This window comes from Flavobacterium pectinovorum (assembly GCF_900142715.1).
Classification (GTDB): Bacteria; Bacteroidota; Bacteroidia; order Flavobacteriales; family Flavobacteriaceae; genus Flavobacterium; species Flavobacterium pectinovorum.
Map to the genome: position 1 here is coordinate 26,618 of NZ_FRBX01000003.1, position 18,397 is coordinate 45,014.

13 protein-coding genes and 1 pseudogene are annotated in these 18,397 nt (G+C 32.0%); 8 read left to right on the plus strand and 6 right to left on the minus strand.

The window, feature by feature from the left end:
• Positions 1 to 67: 67 nt before the first annotated feature.
• The 3 genes from BUE22_RS10800 to BUE22_RS10810 all read left to right on the plus strand — a co-directional run bounded on the left by BUE22_RS10800 (position 68) and on the right by BUE22_RS10810 (position 6,427).
• Positions 68 to 796 (plus strand): LOG family protein, encoded by a 729-nt coding sequence (locus BUE22_RS10800; RefSeq protein ID WP_042564981.1) that lies wholly within the window; start codon positions 68 to 70, stop codon positions 794 to 796.
• A 280-nt stretch (positions 797 to 1,076) separates the two neighbouring features.
• Positions 1,077 to 3,827: a gluzincin family metallopeptidase gene (locus BUE22_RS10805; protein ID WP_073395055.1), complete on the plus strand. Its 2,751-nt coding sequence runs from the start codon at positions 1,077 to 1,079 to the stop codon at positions 3,825 to 3,827.
• Positions 3,828 to 4,015: 188 nt separating this feature from the next.
• A complete protein-coding gene (locus tag BUE22_RS10810; RefSeq protein ID WP_073395056.1) occupies positions 4,016 to 6,427 on the plus strand; it encodes an alpha-ketoacid dehydrogenase subunit alpha/beta in 2,412 nt (803 codons plus the stop codon).
• Between the two features lie 258 nt (positions 6,428 to 6,685).
• Here the strand turns inward: BUE22_RS10810 and kdsB are convergent, their stop codons facing one another.
• The 3 genes from kdsB to BUE22_RS10825 all read right to left on the minus strand — a co-directional run bounded on the left by kdsB (position 6,686) and on the right by BUE22_RS10825 (position 9,855).
• Positions 6,686 to 7,420, minus strand: a complete 735-nt coding sequence (gene kdsB / locus BUE22_RS10815) for a 3-deoxy-manno-octulosonate cytidylyltransferase (RefSeq protein ID WP_073395057.1) — start codon at positions 7,418 to 7,420, stop codon at positions 6,686 to 6,688.
• Positions 7,421 to 7,543: 123 nt separating this feature from the next.
• A complete protein-coding gene (gene ygiD, locus BUE22_RS10820; RefSeq protein WP_073395058.1) occupies positions 7,544 to 8,374 on the minus strand; it encodes a 4,5-DOPA-extradiol-dioxygenase in 831 nt (276 codons plus the stop codon).
• 71 nt (positions 8,375 to 8,445) lie between these two features.
• Positions 8,446 to 9,855 (minus strand): ATP-dependent DNA helicase, encoded by a 1,410-nt coding sequence (locus BUE22_RS10825; protein WP_073395059.1) that lies wholly within the window; start codon positions 9,853 to 9,855, stop codon positions 8,446 to 8,448.
• 333 nt (positions 9,856 to 10,188) lie between these two features.
• On the opposite strand from BUE22_RS10825, the gene BUE22_RS10830 reads away from it, so the two are divergent.
• Entirely contained in the window at positions 10,189 to 11,010 is an 822-nt protein-coding gene (locus BUE22_RS10830; RefSeq protein ID WP_073395060.1) for a DUF3822 family protein, read from the plus strand.
• Positions 11,007 to 11,612, plus strand: coding sequence for an RsmD family RNA methyltransferase (locus BUE22_RS10835; RefSeq protein WP_073395061.1), 606 nt, complete (start codon positions 11,007 to 11,009; stop codon positions 11,610 to 11,612). The genes BUE22_RS10830 and BUE22_RS10835 overlap by 4 nt, the downstream gene beginning before the upstream one ends.
• 196 nt (positions 11,613 to 11,808) lie before the next feature.
• On the opposite strand, the gene BUE22_RS10840 is transcribed toward BUE22_RS10835, so the two are convergent.
• On the minus strand, positions 11,809 to 13,947 hold the full coding sequence (locus BUE22_RS10840) for a TonB-dependent receptor domain-containing protein (RefSeq protein WP_243396823.1): 2,139 nt from the start codon (positions 13,945 to 13,947) through the stop codon (positions 11,809 to 11,811).
• A 242-nt stretch (positions 13,948 to 14,189) separates the two neighbouring features.
• On the opposite strand from BUE22_RS10840, the gene BUE22_RS10845 reads away from it, so the two are divergent.
• Positions 14,190 to 15,548, plus strand: coding sequence for a sensor histidine kinase (locus BUE22_RS10845; RefSeq protein ID WP_073395062.1), 1,359 nt, complete (start codon positions 14,190 to 14,192; stop codon positions 15,546 to 15,548).
• 10 nt (positions 15,549 to 15,558) lie between these two features.
• A complete protein-coding gene (locus BUE22_RS10850; protein ID WP_073395063.1) occupies positions 15,559 to 16,248 on the plus strand; it encodes a response regulator transcription factor in 690 nt (229 codons plus the stop codon).
• 33 nt (positions 16,249 to 16,281) lie between these two features.
• On the opposite strand, the gene BUE22_RS10855 is transcribed toward BUE22_RS10850, so the two are convergent.
• A complete protein-coding gene (locus tag BUE22_RS10855; RefSeq protein ID WP_073395064.1) occupies positions 16,282 to 16,827 on the minus strand; it encodes a hypothetical protein in 546 nt (181 codons plus the stop codon).
• A gap of 193 nt (positions 16,828 to 17,020) precedes the next feature.
• Here BUE22_RS10855 and BUE22_RS10860 point away from each other — a divergent pair.
• Positions 17,021 to 17,221, plus strand: a pseudogene (locus BUE22_RS10860) (hypothetical protein); the annotation flags it as partial.
• Here BUE22_RS10860 and BUE22_RS10865 read toward each other — a convergent pair.
• Positions 17,222 to 18,136, minus strand: coding sequence for a ketopantoate reductase family protein (locus tag BUE22_RS10865; RefSeq protein ID WP_073395065.1), 915 nt, complete (start codon positions 18,134 to 18,136; stop codon positions 17,222 to 17,224).
• Positions 18,137 to 18,397: the final 261 nt, after the last annotated feature.

Below are 18,397 nucleotides of genomic sequence, written 5' to 3' on the forward strand. Positions count from 1 at the left end.
CTCAGGATGACAATAATAAAAACGACACAGCTAGAAATAAAAATATAAATAAATTAAAATACCTAAAATGAGATTAGAAGATTTTGATAATGACGAGGATAAAGTAATTCAGGACCGTTTGAAACAAAAAACGTGGAATGAAATCAGAACCAATGACAGCTGGGCGATTTTTAAAATCATGGCCGAATTTGTAAACGGTTACGAAAGCATGGGGCGTATTGGTCCTTGTGTTTCGATTTTTGGATCGGCGAGAACAAAACCAGAGGATAAATACTATTTATTGGCCGAAAAAATTGCTTATAAAATTAGTAAAGCCGGTTATGGCGTAATTACAGGCGGAGGGCCGGGAATTATGGAAGCCGGAAATAAAGGCGCACATTTAGGAGGCGGAACTTCGGTTGGTTTAAACATCGAACTACCTTTTGAACAGCATTTTAACCCTTATATCGACCACGATAAAAACCTGAATTTCGATTATTTCTTTGTGAGGAAAGTAATGTTCGTAAAATATTCGCAAGGTTTTGTGGTGATGCCTGGAGGTTTTGGAACTCTTGACGAAATGTTTGAGGCGATAACTTTAATTCAGACCAAGAAAATTGGAAAATTCCCAATTATATTAGTTGGTGTTGAATTTTGGTCTGGTTTGATTGATTGGGTAAAAACAGTTTTGGTTGAAAAAATGCAAACTGTAAGTCCTGATGATTTAAACTTATTTAAAATCGTAGACACTGAAGATGAAGTAGTTGATGTTCTGGATAAGTTCTATAAGAAATATGATTTAAGCCCTAATTTCTAATTTTTAAATTATATAGTAACTTAAGTTAACCTAAGTTTAATAAATAGATATAAATTTGCCTGAATGAGCAAATAACGTTAAGTCTTACAAAAAATGAAAGCTGTTTTTTAAAACAGCTTTTTTTATGCTATTTTTACAAAAAACCAAAACAAGTTTATGCACGTAAATCTAAGTGATATCCTTTAATACCAAGTCATCATTGAAGCCATTTTATAGAAACATTTTAATTATTTTAGTTTTATTGAGCTCGATAAAACACTACGCGCAGCATCAATCTAAGATGGAAGTAGCTGTGAATCTTGAACTTAAAACACTGAATGTAAAACAAGATATCACGTTTTATAATACTTCAAATGATTCTTTGAGTACTATTGTTTTGAATGACTGGAATAATGCTTTCTCTGATAAAAATACGCCTTTGGCTAAACGTTTTTCGGATGAATTTTACAGAGGTTTTCATTTAGCGAAGGCAGCCGAAAGAGGAAATACTACGATTTTAAATCTTTCTGATTCTAATAATTTGGCTTTTGAATGGGAAAGAACCGATAAAAACCCGGATTTTATTATCGTAAAACTGAAGCAAAAGTTACTTCCCGGCGAAAAAATTGAACTTCATCTTACTTACATTTCTAAAATTCCGAGTGATAAATTTACGCATTATGGTTTTGATCAAAATGGCGGAATGAGTTTAAAAAATTGGTTTTTAAGCCCATCACGTTATGAAAATCATAGTTTTGTGACAAACAATAATTTTAATCTCGATGATATTGCAAATGCAAGTACAGATTATGAGATTGAAATAAAAATTCCGAATGAATATTCGATTACTACTGATTTGAATTCGGTTTCAAAAGACAATTCGAACCTTTCTTATACTTCTTATCTTTTTTCGGGATTGAACAGAACTGATTTTAATTTTTTTATAGAAAGACAAAATACTTTTAGAAGTTATACCAACGACTCTTTAGAAATTCTTTCGGATTTAAGAAGTAAAAAAATCAGCGATATTCAAAAAGCAATTATCATTAATAGAGTGGTGACTTTTGCAAATGCGTTTATTGGAGAATATCCACATCAAAAAATTACAGTTTCTCAGGCAGATTATGATCGAAATCCTTTTTATGGACTCAATCAGTTACCATCATTCATTAGTCCGTTTCCGGATGATTTTATCTTCGAAATTACTTTCTTAAAAACGTATCTGAACAATTATTTAAAGAATAGTCTACGACTGGATCCCAGAAAAGACAATTGGGTTTATGACGGAATTCAGATCTATGCCATGATGAAATTTATGGAAGAACAACATCTGGATCAGAAGATGTTAGGGAAACTTTCGGACATGAAGCTTTTTAAAAGTTATAATATTACCAACTTATCTTTTAATGAGCAATACAGCTATTATTATATGCTGATGGCCAGAAAAAATCTCGATCAGCCTCTTGGTGACCCAAAAAACACACTGATAAAATTTAATGAGCAAATTGCCAGTAAATATCGTGCAGGTTTAAGTTTAAGCTATCTGGATGATTATTTAAATAATGGTGTTGTTCCTGAAAGTGTTCAGGAATTTTATAATTTGAATAAAACGAAACAGACAAACCGATATGATTTTGAAGAAATATTACTCAAAAAAAGCCCTAAAAATATCGATTGGTTTTTTAAAACTATAATTGATTCCCGTGATATTATCGACTACAAATTCTCGAATGTTTCGAGAACAAAAGATAGTGTACAATTTTCTATAAAAAACAAAACCGGTATTTATGCTCCAATTCCCGTGTACGGAATTAAGAAAAATGAGGTTGTTTTTAAAGAATGGATTGAACCAAAAAACAATGATACAATTTATACATTTGGACGAAAAAATGCGGATAAAATTGTAATTAATTATGATAATGAAGTTCCGGAGTACAACCAAAGAAATAACTGGAAATCATTAAAAAGTCTGGTGGTTACAAACCGTCCCATAAAATTTAATTTTGCCAAAGATCTGGAAGATCCATATTACAATCAGATTTTGTACATTCCAACGCTTACTTATAATTTATATGATGGTTTTATGCCGGGAATACGTTTTCATAATAAAACAATACTCGACAAGCCTTTTAATTTTGATATTAATCCAACGTATTCGATTAATACGGAAACTTTAACGGGTTCATCTGCTTTTTCATACAGTCAATATTACAGAAACAGTACGCTTTATAATGTGCGTTACTCTATCAGTCAGAATTATTTTCATTATGCTCCCGATGCTACTTATTTTAGATTGAATCCGATGGTTCAGTTTCGAATTCGGGAAGAAAATTTCAGGGATAATAGAAAACAATTGATTTTGTTGCGTCAGGTTATTGTAAATCGCGAAGCAAGTACTTATATAACAGATAATTCGAAACCAAACTATTCTATTTTCAACGCCCGTTATTCGAACACAAAAACCGAATTAATCAATCATTTTAATTTTATGACTGATGTACAGTTTTCAAGTGATTTTGGAAAACTGGCAGCAGAAATAGAATACAGAAGATTATTTGATAATAATCGAAAATTGAATTTGAGATTATATGCCGGAAGTTTTTTATACAACACAACCAATTCAGATTATTTTAGTTTTGGTTTGGATCGTCCAACTGATTATTTATTTGATTATAATTTTTACGGAAGATCAGAAAGCACCGGTTTTTTTAGTCAGCAATATGTAATGGCAGAAGGTGGTTTTAAGTCAAAAATAGAACCGCGATATGCCGATAAATGGATGACAACTTTAAATGCCAGTTACTCGATCTGGAACTGGATCGAAGTTTACGGAGATCTTGGTTTTATGAAAAACACACATGAAAATGAACGTTTTATATATGATAGCGGCATCAGATTAAATTTGGTAACCGATTATTTTGAAGTTTATTTTCCGGTTTACTCCAATAACGGCTGGGAGATTTCTCAGAACAAATACAATGAAAAAATTAGATTTGTGGTTACACTCTCTCCAAAAACATTAGTCACACTTTTTACCCGAAAATGGTTTTAATTCAATAAATTTTACACAAAAACATAAATTATTGTTATTAGAAGCAGAAAAAACTTAAATATTACACAAAAAATATACGTAGTTTTAGCAATTTAATTATAAATAATTAAATTATATTTATTTTAATGAATTATGATTATTGATACTTTTTAATTAATTTTGCTGCGTAACATGACCCATTTGAGATTATGATTAAAGAACACAACAATACTACACTTACTTTCGAAGATTTCAAAACAGAAGTAATGAAAGATTACAGAATTGCGGTTACAAGCCGTGAATGTAGTCTTTTAGGCCGTAAAGAAGTATTGACAGGAAAAGCTAAGTTTGGAATATTTGGTGACGGAAAAGAAGTGCCACAGCTTGCTATGGCAAAAGCCTTTAAAAACGGAGATTTCCGTTCCGGATACTATCGCGACCAAACTTTTATGATGGCTATTGGCGAATTGACTCCAAAGCAATTTTTCGCAGGTTTATACGGTCACACCGATTTAGAATATGATCCAATGTCTGCCGGAAGGCAAATGGGCGGACACTTTGTAACGCACAGTTTGAACGAAGACGGTACATGGAAAGACTTAACACAACAAAAAAATTCAAGCGCAGATATATCTCCTACAGCCGGACAAATGCCAAGATTATTGGGATTGGCCCAGGCTTCTAAAATTTATAGAAATGTTGATGGTATTACTATTAAAGACAAATTTTCTGTAAACGGAAACGAAGTTGCCTGGGGAACTATCGGTAACGCAAGTACATCTGAAGGTTTGTTTTTTGAAACCATAAATGCTGCCGGAGTTTTACAGGTTCCGATGGTTATGAGTGTTTGGGATGATGAATACGGAATTTCGGTTCATGCCAAACATCAAACTACAAAAGAAAATATCTCTGAAATTTTAAAAGGATACCAACGCGACGAAGATGCAAAAGGGTATGAAATTTTTAGAGTTAAAGGTTGGGATTATGCTGAACTGGTTTCAACTTATGAAAGAGCCGCAGCAGTTGCAAGAGAAGAACACGTTCCGGTTTTAATTCACGTTAATGAATTAACACAACCACAGGGTCACTCTACTTCTGGTTCTCACGAACGTTATAAAAACGGAGAAAGACTGGCTTGGGAAAGAGATTTTGACTGTATTCGCCAAATGCGTTTATGGATGATTGCCATTAATATTGCATCACCTGAAGAATTGGCTGAAATTGATTTTGAAATCAAAAAAGAAATTCTTGAGGCTAAAAAAGAAGCGTGGAATTCTTTTATCAACCCTATTATTGAAGATCAAAAGAATCTTTTGGCTTTACTAGGGCAAATTGCAGAAGCAAGTATCAACCATAAAGAAAGAATTCAAAAATATATCTCAGAATTAAGCGCTATAAAATCGCCTTTGAAAAAAGAAATGCTTGCCATTGCAAGAAAGATTTTACGCTTTATTGAAGTTCCGAACAGTAAAGTTCTTTTATCAAACTGGATTACGAACTATATCGGAATAACACAGGGAAGATTCAGTAGTAATTTATATTCTGAATCAGATAAAAATGTATTTTCTGTAGAAAAAGTGCTTCCAAAATATGCAGATGATGCAAAAGCAGATCTGGACGGAAGAATGATTTTACGTGATAACTTTGATGCTTTGTTTACCAAATATCCTGAAACTTTGATTTTTGGTGAAGATGTTGGAAACATTGGAGACGTAAATCAAGGCCTTGAAGGTATGCAGGAAAAATACGGAGAACTTCGTGTTGCCGATGTTGGTATTCGTGAAGCTACTATTATTGGTCAGGGAATTGGAATGGCTTTGAGAGGTTTACGTCCAATTGCCGAAATTCAGTATTTAGATTATTTATTGTATGCCATTCAAATCATGAGTGATGATTTGGCGACATTGCAATACAGAACTGTTGGAAAACAAAAAGCACCATTAATTATCAGAACCCGCGGACACCGTTTAGAAGGTATCTGGCATTCTGGTTCTCCTATGGGGATGATTATTAACGCTATTCGCGGAATTCATGTTTTGGTTCCAAGAAATATGACGCAGGCAGCTGGTTTCTACAACGCGCTTTTAGAGTGTGATGAACCTGCTTTAGTAATTGAGTGCTTAAATGGTTATCGTTTAAAAGAAAAAACGCCTTTAAATTTTGGTGAATTCAAAACACCAATTGGTGTTGTTGAAACATTAAAAGAAGGTTCAGATATTACTTTGGTTTCTTACGGATCTACTTTAAGACTGGTAGAACAGGCTGCAACTGAATTATTAGATTTAGGAATTGATTGCGAAGTAATTGATATTCAGTCTTTACTTCCGTTTGATATTAATAAGGATATTGTAAAAAGTATTGCCAAAACAAATCGCCTTTTAGTAATCGACGAAGATGTTCCTGGTGGAGCTTCAGCTTACATTTTACAACAAATTCTGGAAGAACAAGACGCTTATAAATATCTTGACAGCAAACCACAAACACTTGCCGCAAAAGCCCACAGACCTGCTTACGGAACTGATGGCGATTATTTCTCTAAACCTTCTACAGAAGACATTTTCGAGAAAGTATACAGCATGATGAATGAAGCAAATCCTTCTAAATTTCCTGTTTTATACTAGGATTTAATTGGGTTTTCGATATAAAAAAAGCTTATAAACAATTGTTTATAAGCTTTTTTTATTTTGTTATTGCGTTGTGTTTGTCATTTCGACGGAGGAGAAATCACATCCGGAGAACGACGTACTCTGTGTATTCACTTTATGTGATTTCTCCTCCGTCGAAATGACACGAAATACGTATAAATTAAACTAAAAAATCCGTCAAAATCCGTGTCTTCGCGTTAGCGAATCAGCGTCATCCGCGTGCCATCTCGCAATCTATTTAGATGCCAAAATACCTCTAGCTTTTTCTAAATCCTCAGCTGTATCAATTCCAATTCCAACATGGCTTGTTTCAACCATTTTAATACGTTTTCCGAATTCTAAATAACGAAGCTGCTCTAACTTTTCAGAAGCTTCTAAAGATTTCATAGGTAAACTATAAAAATCTAATAAAGCTTGTTTTCTAAAAGCATAAATACCAATATGCTGAAAATAACGAACTCCAACAGCTGTATCTCTTGGATACGGAATTACCGATCTTGAAAAATACAATGCAAATTGCGATTGATCTACCACCACTTTTACATTATTAGGGTTATTGATTTCGTCTTCATTCGTGATTTCTCGCATTAACGAAGCCAAATCAATTTTATGTTCTTCATCATTTTTAAAAACAGATAAAACCTGTTCCAGAGGTCCGGCTTCTGTAAAAGGTTCATCACCCTGTACATTTACCACAATATCAACATCAAGATTTGCAATGGCTTCTGCAATTCGGTCGCTTCCAGATTCGTGTTCTTTGATGCTCATAATGGCTTTTCCGCCATGAGAAACAATTTCATCATAAATTAAATCTGAATCCGTTACAACAAATACATCATCAAACAAATTTGTAGCTACAGAAGCTTCGTAAGTTCTTAAAATTACCGTTTTACCTCCCAGATCCTGCATTAACTTTGCGGGAAAGCGTGTTGATGCATATCGTGCCGGAATTACAGCTATTATTTTCATTCTACTATTTTTAAATTTATTTTCTTCTTTGTGAATCTCTGTGAAAATCTTCCTGCAACTTTGCGTAACAATTTTACCACAGAGATTCGCAAAGGTTTTCACAGAGATTCACAAAGGTTCTTTTTACATTATTTTTACTGAAGTCATACTCAATGAACCAGCCAGTAATTTATCATTGAACAAACTTAATTCTTCTGATTTGTCTTTTAAACCTAAAGTATACAACAAAGGTAAATAATGATCAGGTGTTGGAATCGCAACCTGAACGGCTTTGCTCATTTTTTCGAAATCAATTAAAGGCTGAAAATTTCCATCTAACAAATAATTATTTACAGTTTCTCTGGCTTCAATTGCCCAGTCGTAACCGTAATTGTCTTTATCAAAATTTCTAAAATCTACCAAACGAAGATTATGTACAATATTTCCGCTTCCGATAATTAAAACTCCTTTATGACGTAAAGATTGTAACTTCTGAGCCAACTCAAAATGATATTGCCCCGATTTGGTATAATCTATACTCAACTGAATTACAGGAACATTTGCCTCAGGATATAAATGTTTAATAACACTCCAGGCACCGTGATCTAAACCCCAATGTTCATCTAAATCAACATTTACCGGTTCTAATATTTTTTTAGTTTCTACAGCTAGTTCAGGACTTCCTTTTGCGGGATATTGCACATCAAAAAGCGCTTGCGGAAATCCTCCAAAATCATGAATTGTTCTTGGCATTTGCATTGAAGTTACTTTGGTTCCGTTGGTAAACCAATGCGCCGAAACACATAAAATGGCATTTGGCTGCGGTAAGGTTTTTGCCAGATTACGAAAACCCGCCACAAACTGATTTTCTTCAATCGCATTCATCGGACTGCCGTGTCCTAAAAACAAAACCGGCATTTTATCTGTATTCGAAAACGTCGATGAAATCGAATGTAAGTCATTTAGTGTTGTCATTTGCTAAAGTTTTTTTTCGCCACGAATTCACGAATTATTCAAATAAAATTCGTGAATTCGTGGCGGAAAATTTATTCCTCAAAACTCTCATCTTTAAATCCTATCAAATATAATTTATTTTTGGCGCGCGTCATAGCGGTATAAAGCCATCTGATATAATCGCGATCGATTCCGTTTGGTAAATACGGCTGCTCGATAAAAACCGTATCCCACTGTCCCCCTTGCGATTTATGACACGTTATGGCGTACGAAAATTTAACCTGTAAGCCATTAAAATATTCGTTTTCTTTCACTTTCTGGAATTTCTTGTATTTCGTACTTTCATCTTCATAATCTTTCATCACTTCTTCATACAAACGATTTGATTCTTCGTAAGTTAATGACGGAGATTCACTTTTAATCGTATCCAAAAGCAAAACTGTTTCAAAAGGTTTTTGATCCGGATAATCGACCATTCTGATTTTTACTCTCGCAAAATTAAATCCGTATAATTCCTTGATACCGAAGAGTTCCAATACTTCGATAATATCTCCGTTGGCAATAAATCCGGCTTCATCGGTTTCTTTTAACCAGAAATAATTATTCTTCACCACCATCAAGAAATCGCCTACCGAAAGTTCGCTTTCTTTAAATAAAATTCGGGTTCTGATTTGTTCATTATACTGATTGGCTCGTTTATTTGATCGAACAATAAAAGCGGTATCTTCAATACTATAATTGCTGTAAGCGGTATTTATCGCATCCTGAATATCATATCCATCGGTTAAACGAACGATATCTTTGAATTTTTTTACATTAAATTTAAACTCTGTAATAAAACTTTCTTTCAATAATTCACGCAGTTCAGTAGCATTAAATAAAATTCCAGAACTTTCTTCCTGACGCATCACTTCATCAAGTTCGATATGTTCTATTTCCTTATCATAATGAACGCCCAAAGTTTGAATATCTAATGCCGGACTAATATCTAAATTCACAGGTGGTAACTGCGCCGTATCTCCCAAAAGAATCATTTTGCAATTGGTTCCTGAATAGACATAATTAATCAAATCATCCAAAAGCGAACCGCTATCTAAAGTACTGTCTGAAATCATCGAAGCCTCATCGACAATAAAAATCGTGTTTTTATGCTTATTGACTTGTTTGGTAAAAGCCACTCCTCCACCCGACGATTTTTTAGGAAAATAAATTTTTTTATGAATCGTAAATGCAGGCGTATTCGAATAATTGGCAATGACTTTTGCAGCTCGTCCGGTTGGTGCAAGCAAAACAAACTTTTTATTAATATCGCCAAGATTATTTACAATAGTCGAAATCACAGTTGTTTTTCCCGTTCCGGCATATCCTTTCAATACAAAAATGGTATCGTTATGCGTATCGGTTAAAAAAATAGCGATTTTTTGAAAAAAAATATCCTGCTTGTAAGTTGGTGCAAATGGAAATTTTTTTTGTAAAACGCCGTAAAACAATGATGAATTCATAGGGAAAAATTGAAATACAAAGTACGGTTTTTTAAATGGCAAATGCCAATTTCAAAAATCAATAATTTTTTTACCATATAAGTTATATAAGTTCATTTAATTTCTCGCTATGTCTTCTTAAATCTCTTTTTAATGATAAGCTTTACTGCGCAACTCTACTTAATTGAACTTATATAACTTATATGGTGGAAAAAATCTTAACATTGGCTTAAACTGCATATTAAAATGATTTTTGAAATTGCAATTATTATTGTTGCTTTTTAATTTGTAAGTTTGTCTTCGAATTAAATTCTTTCTTGACTCTAAAGCAGGTAACGAATTGTAAATCAAGTTATGTCTTTACAAAATACTAATATTACATCAAAAAAATACAAAAAACTTTCGATTCAGGTATCCCTGACCGGATTTTCATTTTGTTGTTTTGACACACTCAATAATACGATTACATCTTTTAATGAAGTTAGTTTCGATCCTTCACAGAAAATAGCTAAAATAGAAGATTTATATCACGATAATTTTAAAAAATTTGCTGAATTAAAGGATACTTACGACGAAATTATAGTTATTCACAATAACAATCTTTCGACTTTTGTGCCTTCAGCTCTTTTTGACGAACATTATCTGGGAAGTTATTTACAATATACAACCAAAGTTTTTGAAACTGATTTCTTTACATACGATCAAATTTCAAAATACGAAATGAATTCTGTTTACATACCCTATGTAAACATCAATAATTTCCTGATTGATCAGGTTGGTTCGTTTGATTACAAACATGCCAATAGTATTTTGATCGAGAAAGTTTTAGAAGCGTCAAAAAATAATGATGATAAAAAAATGATTGTCAATTTTAATGTTGGTCATTTTGAAATTATCGTGGTTCAAAATCAAAAGCTATTATTATTTAATTCGTTTGAATATCAAACCCCAACCGATTTTATTTATTATTTGCTTTTTACTGCCGAACAATTGGGTTTAAACCCGGAAAGTTTTCCGCTTGAATTATTGGGAACAATTGAAAAAAATGATGCTTATTACGCCATCGCATACAAATATATTCGTAACGTTTCATTCTTGGATGTAAGCACATTACAAGAAAAAAACAACTTTTCAACTGCTCAGAATCAAAAACATTATATCTTATTTCAATCATGAGAATCATTTCAGGAAAATACAAAGGGCGCCGCATTTTCCCACCAAAAAATCTTCCTGTAAGACCTACGACTGACATGAGTAAAGAAGCATTATTTAATGTTTTAAATAATCATTTTAGTTTTGACGGCTTAAAGATTTTAGATTTATTTTCGGGAACCGGCAATATTAGTTTTGAATTCGCTTCACGCGGAAGCGCACCAATTACGTCTGTTGATGGCGATTTTGGGTGTGTAAAGTTCATCAAACAGGTTTCATCAGAATATGATTTTGATATTGCAGCAACCAAAAGTGATGTTTATAAATTTTTGGAGAACTGTAAAACATCATACGATATTATTTTTGCCGATCCGCCTTACGGTTTAGATCAGGCTGCTTTTGAAAAAATTGTTTTAACTGTTTTCGAAAGAGATTTGCTTCACGATGACGGAATGATGATTATCGAGCATTCAAAATATACCAAAATGGAGCATTTAAGTAATTTCTCTTTTCAGAAAAGTTACGGAGGATCCTTTTTTAGTTTCTTCGAATTAAATTCTACAGATGATGATGAAGAGCTTCCGGATGATTCTCCTCTAAAAATAGCAGAAGAAGACGAAGGATAATTTCGTTTTACTAAGTGTTTTTACCGCAAAGACCGCTAAGTTTTTTTACTTTAAGTTTATGGTAAAAGACAAAGTTCGCAAAGCTTTGCGAACTTAGATTGTGTATACACAACTTAAATCTTAGTGAACTCTGCGAAAAACCTTTGCGTTCTTTGCGGTAAATTTTTTTTCTCTTTCCACAGATTTAAAATTAATACTAATTAACTCTGTTCTGGTTTTCGTCGTTTTTCTCTCTAAATTCTGTTTCTTTTACTTTTCCAAAAGAATATTTTATCGCTATAGAAATCAAATGATTATCTACAACATATCGTGCTTTAGAATTAATAGTATTGATAGTAAATTCTTCTGTTTCGATATTATTCTTAAAAATATTATTACAGCTTAAAGTACAATTCCATTTTTTATAGAATGTTTTTGAAACCGCGATATCCGCTATAAATCTGGGATTTGTGATAAAAACGCCTGTATATTGTTTTGTTAATCCCCAGAAATTTAAAACTAAAGAATAGTCTTTTGGAAGTTTAAATTCGTTATTTGAAGTATAATAAAAATAAGGTTTTGAAGCCATAAATGCCGCAGTATGATCTTCAATCTTTTCTAAAATAAAAATCAAAGAATTGGTTGTTGTCCAGAATTTGTACGTGAATGGCAATGTAAAATCAGCTGTAAATCCGGAACTTTTATCAAAATTAATATCCTTAAAAGTCATTACATTATTTTGATCATCGAATGAAAAACTATTATGAACCGGATCTTTAGCACTAGTATAACTCAATTTAACCGACTTATCGTGGTATTGAAAAGTGGTCGAAATTTCGTTAATAATTGTTGGCCCTAAATTAATATTTCTGGCATATAAAAAATAAGGATTTATATAAGTTGATCCCTGACTTAGAGACGAATAATTAGGTCTTGAGATACTTCTGGCATAGTTTACAGAAATGCTTTTAGTACTATCTATTGGGTATGAAAACTGTGCTTTCGGAAAAAAATTTGTGTATTTTTTATCCAATAATGGCAATTCATCTGTTCTGAATTTTCCTTTTATATTGGAGTTTTCAACCCTAAAACCAAACGAAAAATCGACTTTTTTAATTTTGCCTGACAATTGCGTGTATGCTGATAAATTTTCTTCTTTAAAATCATAATAGCTTAACTCGTTTTGATTGGTTTCGGTATAAAAAACAGCCACATCAGATTTAGAATCTGCGGATGAATACAATCCTCCTATTTCAAATTTCATGTCATTTTTAAGTTTTTTCTCGATATCAATTCTTCCAGAGAAATAATTAATTTGAAATTTTTGATCTCTGATTTGATCTAATTCAAATTGGGTATCATTAAAATTATTATTTACTTCAGTAAACAACCCCTGATCAAAATTAGAATATTGTAAGCCTGTAAAAATCTGTGTATCAATTGATTTTATTTTCTTCTGATAATTAAAAAAGGAATTTACAAAATTCTTTTTGTTATCATTATCTGTAAAAGTCACGACATTATTTACAACCTCTTTATTTTTATTATCGGTTATAGTATTAATTGGAAAAGTATCCGATTGCAGCTTACTATTGATGCTAAACGAAAAATAATCGTCTTCATTTATTTTGTAAAACAAGCCGGCTCCAAAAACATATTGATTTCTTTTTGTAGTGGCCGTAACATCATATTTAGAAGCAATTTCTGCAGTTGAAATTTGATAATCAATACTATGACCTTCCCACGGATTTAATCTATTATAATTGAAATTAGCTTTCAACTCCAGTTTATTCTTTTTGAAATTAGAATTAAATCCGAGGTAATTATTAAAGTTTTTTTTGAATGATGCCACTTCAGATATCTCTGTTCTAAAACTATCTTTTTTACTAAATTTCCTGGTAATCAAAATTACCGAACGACCTTCTGCTTCGTATTTAGAAGATGGATTCTGAATGATTTCGATGGTTTTAATATCGGCGACAGCCAAAGCATTCAAATCGTTTATCCCAACTTTTTGATTGTCAATATAAATCAACGGATTTCCTTTTCCGATAACTGCAATACTTTCCTGGTCAGAGCTTACCTGAACGGTTGGTAATTTTGCCAGTAAATCAACAGCATTAGGAATTGAATTGTAGATTGAATTGGCAACATCTACTTTTATATTTCCGTTTGTGTTCGTAAAAGTATTTTTATTTTGAGTAATAATAACTTCATTTAATTTATTGGAAATACTGTCTTTGGGAGTTTCAGTTTGAGCATTTCCAATAATAGAAAAACAAAATAAGAGTACAATGAGAATAAGTTTTAAAGGCAAATAAACATTCATTTTTTGATTGATTTTAGATTGAAACATTGCAAAAGTCCTTCTAAAAAAGAGTTCTGAAGGTTAATTGAAGGTTAATGCGGAGTTAACGCATTTTTCGAACTATAAAAACATTATTTTTGAATCGAGAATTTACCCACAGATTTTAGGGATTAAACTGATTTACACAGATTCAATTATTTAGAAATCTGCTTAAATCATTTTTAAATCTGCGTGAAAAAAAATCAGTGTAAACCTGTTTAATCCTCGTCATTCGCGTGCCATAAAAACTAATGAAACAAAGAATCAATTTATTAATCGCTTTTTCTGTAATAGCTTTAATCGTTTTGTCGACGGTGCAATGCTATTTGGTAAAAACAACTTACGATTATAAAGTAGCACAGTTTCATACTGAAATTAAAAACGAAATCGCCCAAATTTCAAATAATTATAGTGATATAGATTCTGTAATTGTTTCAAAAAAAGAAGCACTTTACAAGCAATTATCAGAGAATTATATTCAGGGAAAAAAGACGAAAATTGATCTTAAAAACAGTGTTCTCCAAAATGCATTCAGAGATATTTTAACACAGAAAATTCAACGTAAATTCGAAAGAGATTTGCCAAATCTTAAAATAGATTTTGCTATTGTTCTGAATAAATTTATTCTGTATCAAAACACAAAAAAAGCAGATACTATTTTTTCTGAAAAACCATTTATAGCGAATAAATTATACGGAAATCTGGCTTCTTTAAACCATGCTTTTTTGGTTCGGAGTTATGTTGGAACAACGAACGGAAATTTTGAAAATCAAGATTATAAGTTATTGACAGAAGATTCAATGTACATTTCTGTTGTCGATTGGGAAATGATTATTTTAAAACGAATGACTTTCATTCTCGTTTTATCTTTATTTTCGATTTTAACCCTCATCACGCTTTTTGTAATTGCCTTAAAAGCTTTAATCAAACAAAAAAAAGTAAGCGATGTTAAAACTGATTTTATCAATAATATCACGCACGAACTCAAAACGCCTTTGGCTACTTTAGGCATTTCTACTAAAATTTTAGAACAGAAAAACATCCGTGAAAACGATGAAAATTTCAATGCTATTGTCAATACGATTTCGCGCCAAAATAATCGTTTGCAAAACCTGATCGATCAGGTTATGGCAAATTCACTGGCAGAAAATGAAATCGAATTGCAAAAGGAAAAAATAAATACAGAAGCTTTTCTACTTTCAATTATTGAGGATTTTAAAATTGGAAACCCAAAAATTAATCTTGAAACTGATTTTCAAACCGAAAAAACAATTCTGGTTTTGGATAAATTCCATCTGACAACCGCTTTTTTAAATGTTTTGGAAAATGCTGTAAAATATGGTTCAAATACGATTACGATAAAAACAAGAATAGTCCAAAATCAATTTTCGGTTAGTATTGAAGATGACGGAATCGGGATTGAAAAGAACAAGCAATCCCTTCTTTTTGAAAAATTTTACCGCGTAGAGCAAGGAAATCTGCATAATACAAAAGGCTTAGGTTTAGGATTGTATTATGTCGATCAAATTATAAAAGCGCATCAGGGCTCTGTTAACGTTGTGAGTGATTTAGGAAAAGGAACTCAGTTTACTATTTTATTAAAAGTTTAATTACCTTATTTTGAAAAAATTACTTTTAGCCGAAGACGATTTTGATTTTGCTGCAATTTTAAAACAATATTTAGAATTGCATCAATTTGAAGTAATCTGGGCAGAAAATGGAGAAATAGCTTTAGACTATTTTAAAAACCAGACTTTTGATATTTGTGTTTTTGATGTCATGATGCCAAAAATGGATGGATTTTCATTGGCTGAAAAAATAATTACAATCAATCCTGAGATTCCCTTTATTTTTCTAACTGCAAGAAAGTTAAAAGAAGACAAAATCATTGGTTTAAAACTGGGTGCAGACGATTATATCGTAAAACCTTTTGAAGTCGACGAACTGATTCTGCGTTTGCAGAATATTCTAAAAAGGATCGAGCAAAAAAGAAGCCTGGACGGAAATAATATTATTGAAATTGGTTCTTATATTTTTGATAATGAAAGATTAACCCTAAATAATAAAAATCATGTTCAGCAGCTCACAGAAATGGAAGCTTCTCTTATTGAATATTTATATCTAAACCATAACCAGTTATTAAAAAGAGACCAAATTTTAATGTCTGTCTGGAAAAAAGATGATTATTTTTCCGGGCGAAGTATGGATGTTTTTATCAGCAGGCTTAGAAAATATTTTAATTCAGATCCAAAAATTAAGATTGAAAGTGTTCGTAATATTGGGTTGGAATTTAAAATAGAAAAGCCCTGACCAATCAGGGCTTTCAAATATTTTATTACAAAATTAGTTAATCACCCAACCTAGTGTGAAATTTGCAATAGGAGCTAATTCAGTATCATATTTATCAAAATTTGCTCCCAATCCCAAATTTAAATCAATATTGAGCTTTCCCTTGTAAGTTCGCTGAATCCCCCAAACTGGCCCGATTGTAAATGAGGGACAATATTCATTAAACCACTCATTCGTTGAAATGGATTCAAACTGGTATTCGGCGGATAAAGCAACAAAGTTTCCTGAGTTATTTGCTGTTCTTTTTCCTTTAGCAGCTCTTTTTTCCAAATTATAATAATGACGAAATTGTTCATTAATTCTTGGAATAAAATACCACGTAGATTCGTCATAAAATCCGTTTTTTTTATATCCAATTATCAAACTGGCTTCTGAATAAAGTGTGTTTTTAGCAGAAAATCCATGTTCGTAAACAAAGCCTGGAGATAATAATGGATTAATCTTAAATTGATTTTTTTCAACAGTAGCAGCTTCATCCTGTGCCTGAACTGAGTTAATAAAAAGAATAGATAAAATTAAGAATACGTAATTTTTTTTCATAATGGTTTTAAATTGGCAGCGACAAAAATAACATTTAAATCATTCCACTATCTCAAAAATTACAATATTTTCTTACATTTTTTATCTTGTTAAATCAATTAACAATTACTGCAAATCATATAAGTTTCCTAAACAATTGTATAACAGCTTTCAGTTAATAATAAAATACATTTGATATGAAAACTTAAAAACACAAATCATGAACCTTAAAAGATTTTTTGGAGGATTACTTACTATTCTGGGAATAGTTGGTCTTATCTATACTGCGGTTATTTTTGCAGGAACTTCCGGCGAAACAAGAGATATTAAATCACTAATTATTTACGGAATATTAGGAATCGTTTTTTTCATGTCGGGCATCAGTTTAGTTCGAACTACTAAAGACGAATCATAGTTAAACCAAAGCGTTTGCTATCTTTTCATAAAGAGGTGTTTTTACTTTATACTTTAAACCCTCTTTCACAATAAATTGTGTTAGCGACATAGCTTCTGTTTTGTTACCGGCAGCTAAATCCCTATGCATCGATGAAGTCGCTTCTTTAGGCGATTTTTCGAGTTTTACAATAGTCTGATTTACGATATCTTCGGGTAATTGCAATCCTTTTGCTTTGGCAACTGCTTCAATTTCATGTAGCAATGCCACATAAACAGCTTTAGATTCTTTATTATTTAAAATTTCACCAATATTCTGATTGAGATAAGAAGTTACAGAAGCCAATGCCGAAATAAAAATAAACTTTTCCCAAACCGTTTCTTCTATATTTTTAACCAGATAACTTTCTATTTTAGCCTTTTCAAAAATACTTTGCAATTGATCTAATTTATCTTTTGAAGCCGTTTTTGAACCAAAAAATAGTTTTTCGTAAAAGCCAATTTTTCTAATAGTCCCTGGCGAAAAAATCATCGAAATGATATAAACACAACCTTGCAGAATTTCATTTTCGGGGAATATTTTCTGAATGCGTTCCGGTGCGTCAACGCCATTGTACAAAGGAAGAATTACAGTTTTTGGAACAATACATTCTTTTATTGAAAGTAAACTTTCTTTAATATCATAAGTTTTTGTAGCACAAATTAAATAATCTAAAATTCCAATTTCATCCGGATTATTCGAAACTAATTTTGGATGTACAATCGTTTCAGTATTATCAGTTACAATTTTGAGCCCGTTTTCTGCAATTGCTTTTTGAGTTTCGCCACGAGCGATAAAAATAATTTCAACTTCTTCAGATTTAAAATAGGCTTTCGCTAAAAGTCCGCCAAAATAACCACCTACACCGCCAAGTCCTAAAATTCCTATTCTTATCATAATAAATTTCAATTAAAAAATTCCAAATTCCAATAAACATTAAACAGTGACCGAACCGTTTGTCATCCTGAGCGGAGTCGAAGGAACGCAAGTAACTCCGTAATAAGAATTCCAATCTTTGTAGAGTTTCTCGCGGAGATTTCTCGTTCCTCGAAATGACAAAAAAATGCGGTGATTGCTTAAAATAAACACAACCACTAAAAAAATCCGCCTAAATCTGCGTTTTCGCGAAAGCGAATCCGCGTCATCCGCGTGCCATTT

Coding starts and splice junctions, on each gene's coding strand:
- BUE22_RS10800 (WP_042564981.1), top strand. CDS start 68: ATGAGATTAGAAGATTTTGATAATGACGAGGATAAAGTAATTCAGGAC.
- BUE22_RS10805 (WP_073395055.1), top strand. CDS start 1,077: ATGGAAGTAGCTGTGAATCTTGAACTTAAAACACTGAATGTAAAACAA.
- BUE22_RS10810 (WP_073395056.1), top strand. CDS start 4,016: ATGATTAAAGAACACAACAATACTACACTTACTTTCGAAGATTTCAAA.
- kdsB (WP_073395057.1), bottom strand. CDS start 7,420: ATGAAAATAATAGCTGTAATTCCGGCACGATATGCATCAACACGCTTT.
- ygiD (WP_073395058.1), bottom strand. CDS start 8,374: ATGACAACACTAAATGACTTACATTCGATTTCATCGACGTTTTCGAAT.
- BUE22_RS10825 (WP_073395059.1), bottom strand. CDS start 9,855: ATGAATTCATCATTGTTTTACGGCGTTTTACAAAAAAAATTTCCATTT.
- BUE22_RS10830 (WP_073395060.1), top strand. CDS start 10,189: ATGTCTTTACAAAATACTAATATTACATCAAAAAAATACAAAAAACTT.
- BUE22_RS10835 (WP_073395061.1), top strand. CDS start 11,007: ATGAGAATCATTTCAGGAAAATACAAAGGGCGCCGCATTTTCCCACCA.
- BUE22_RS10840 (WP_243396823.1), bottom strand. CDS start 13,947: ATGTTTCAATCTAAAATCAATCAAAAAATGAATGTTTATTTGCCTTTA.
- BUE22_RS10845 (WP_073395062.1), top strand. CDS start 14,190: ATGAAACAAAGAATCAATTTATTAATCGCTTTTTCTGTAATAGCTTTA.
- BUE22_RS10855 (WP_073395064.1), bottom strand. CDS start 16,827: ATGAAAAAAAATTACGTATTCTTAATTTTATCTATTCTTTTTATTAAC.
- BUE22_RS10865 (WP_073395065.1), bottom strand. CDS start 18,136: ATGATAAGAATAGGAATTTTAGGACTTGGCGGTGTAGGTGGTTATTTT.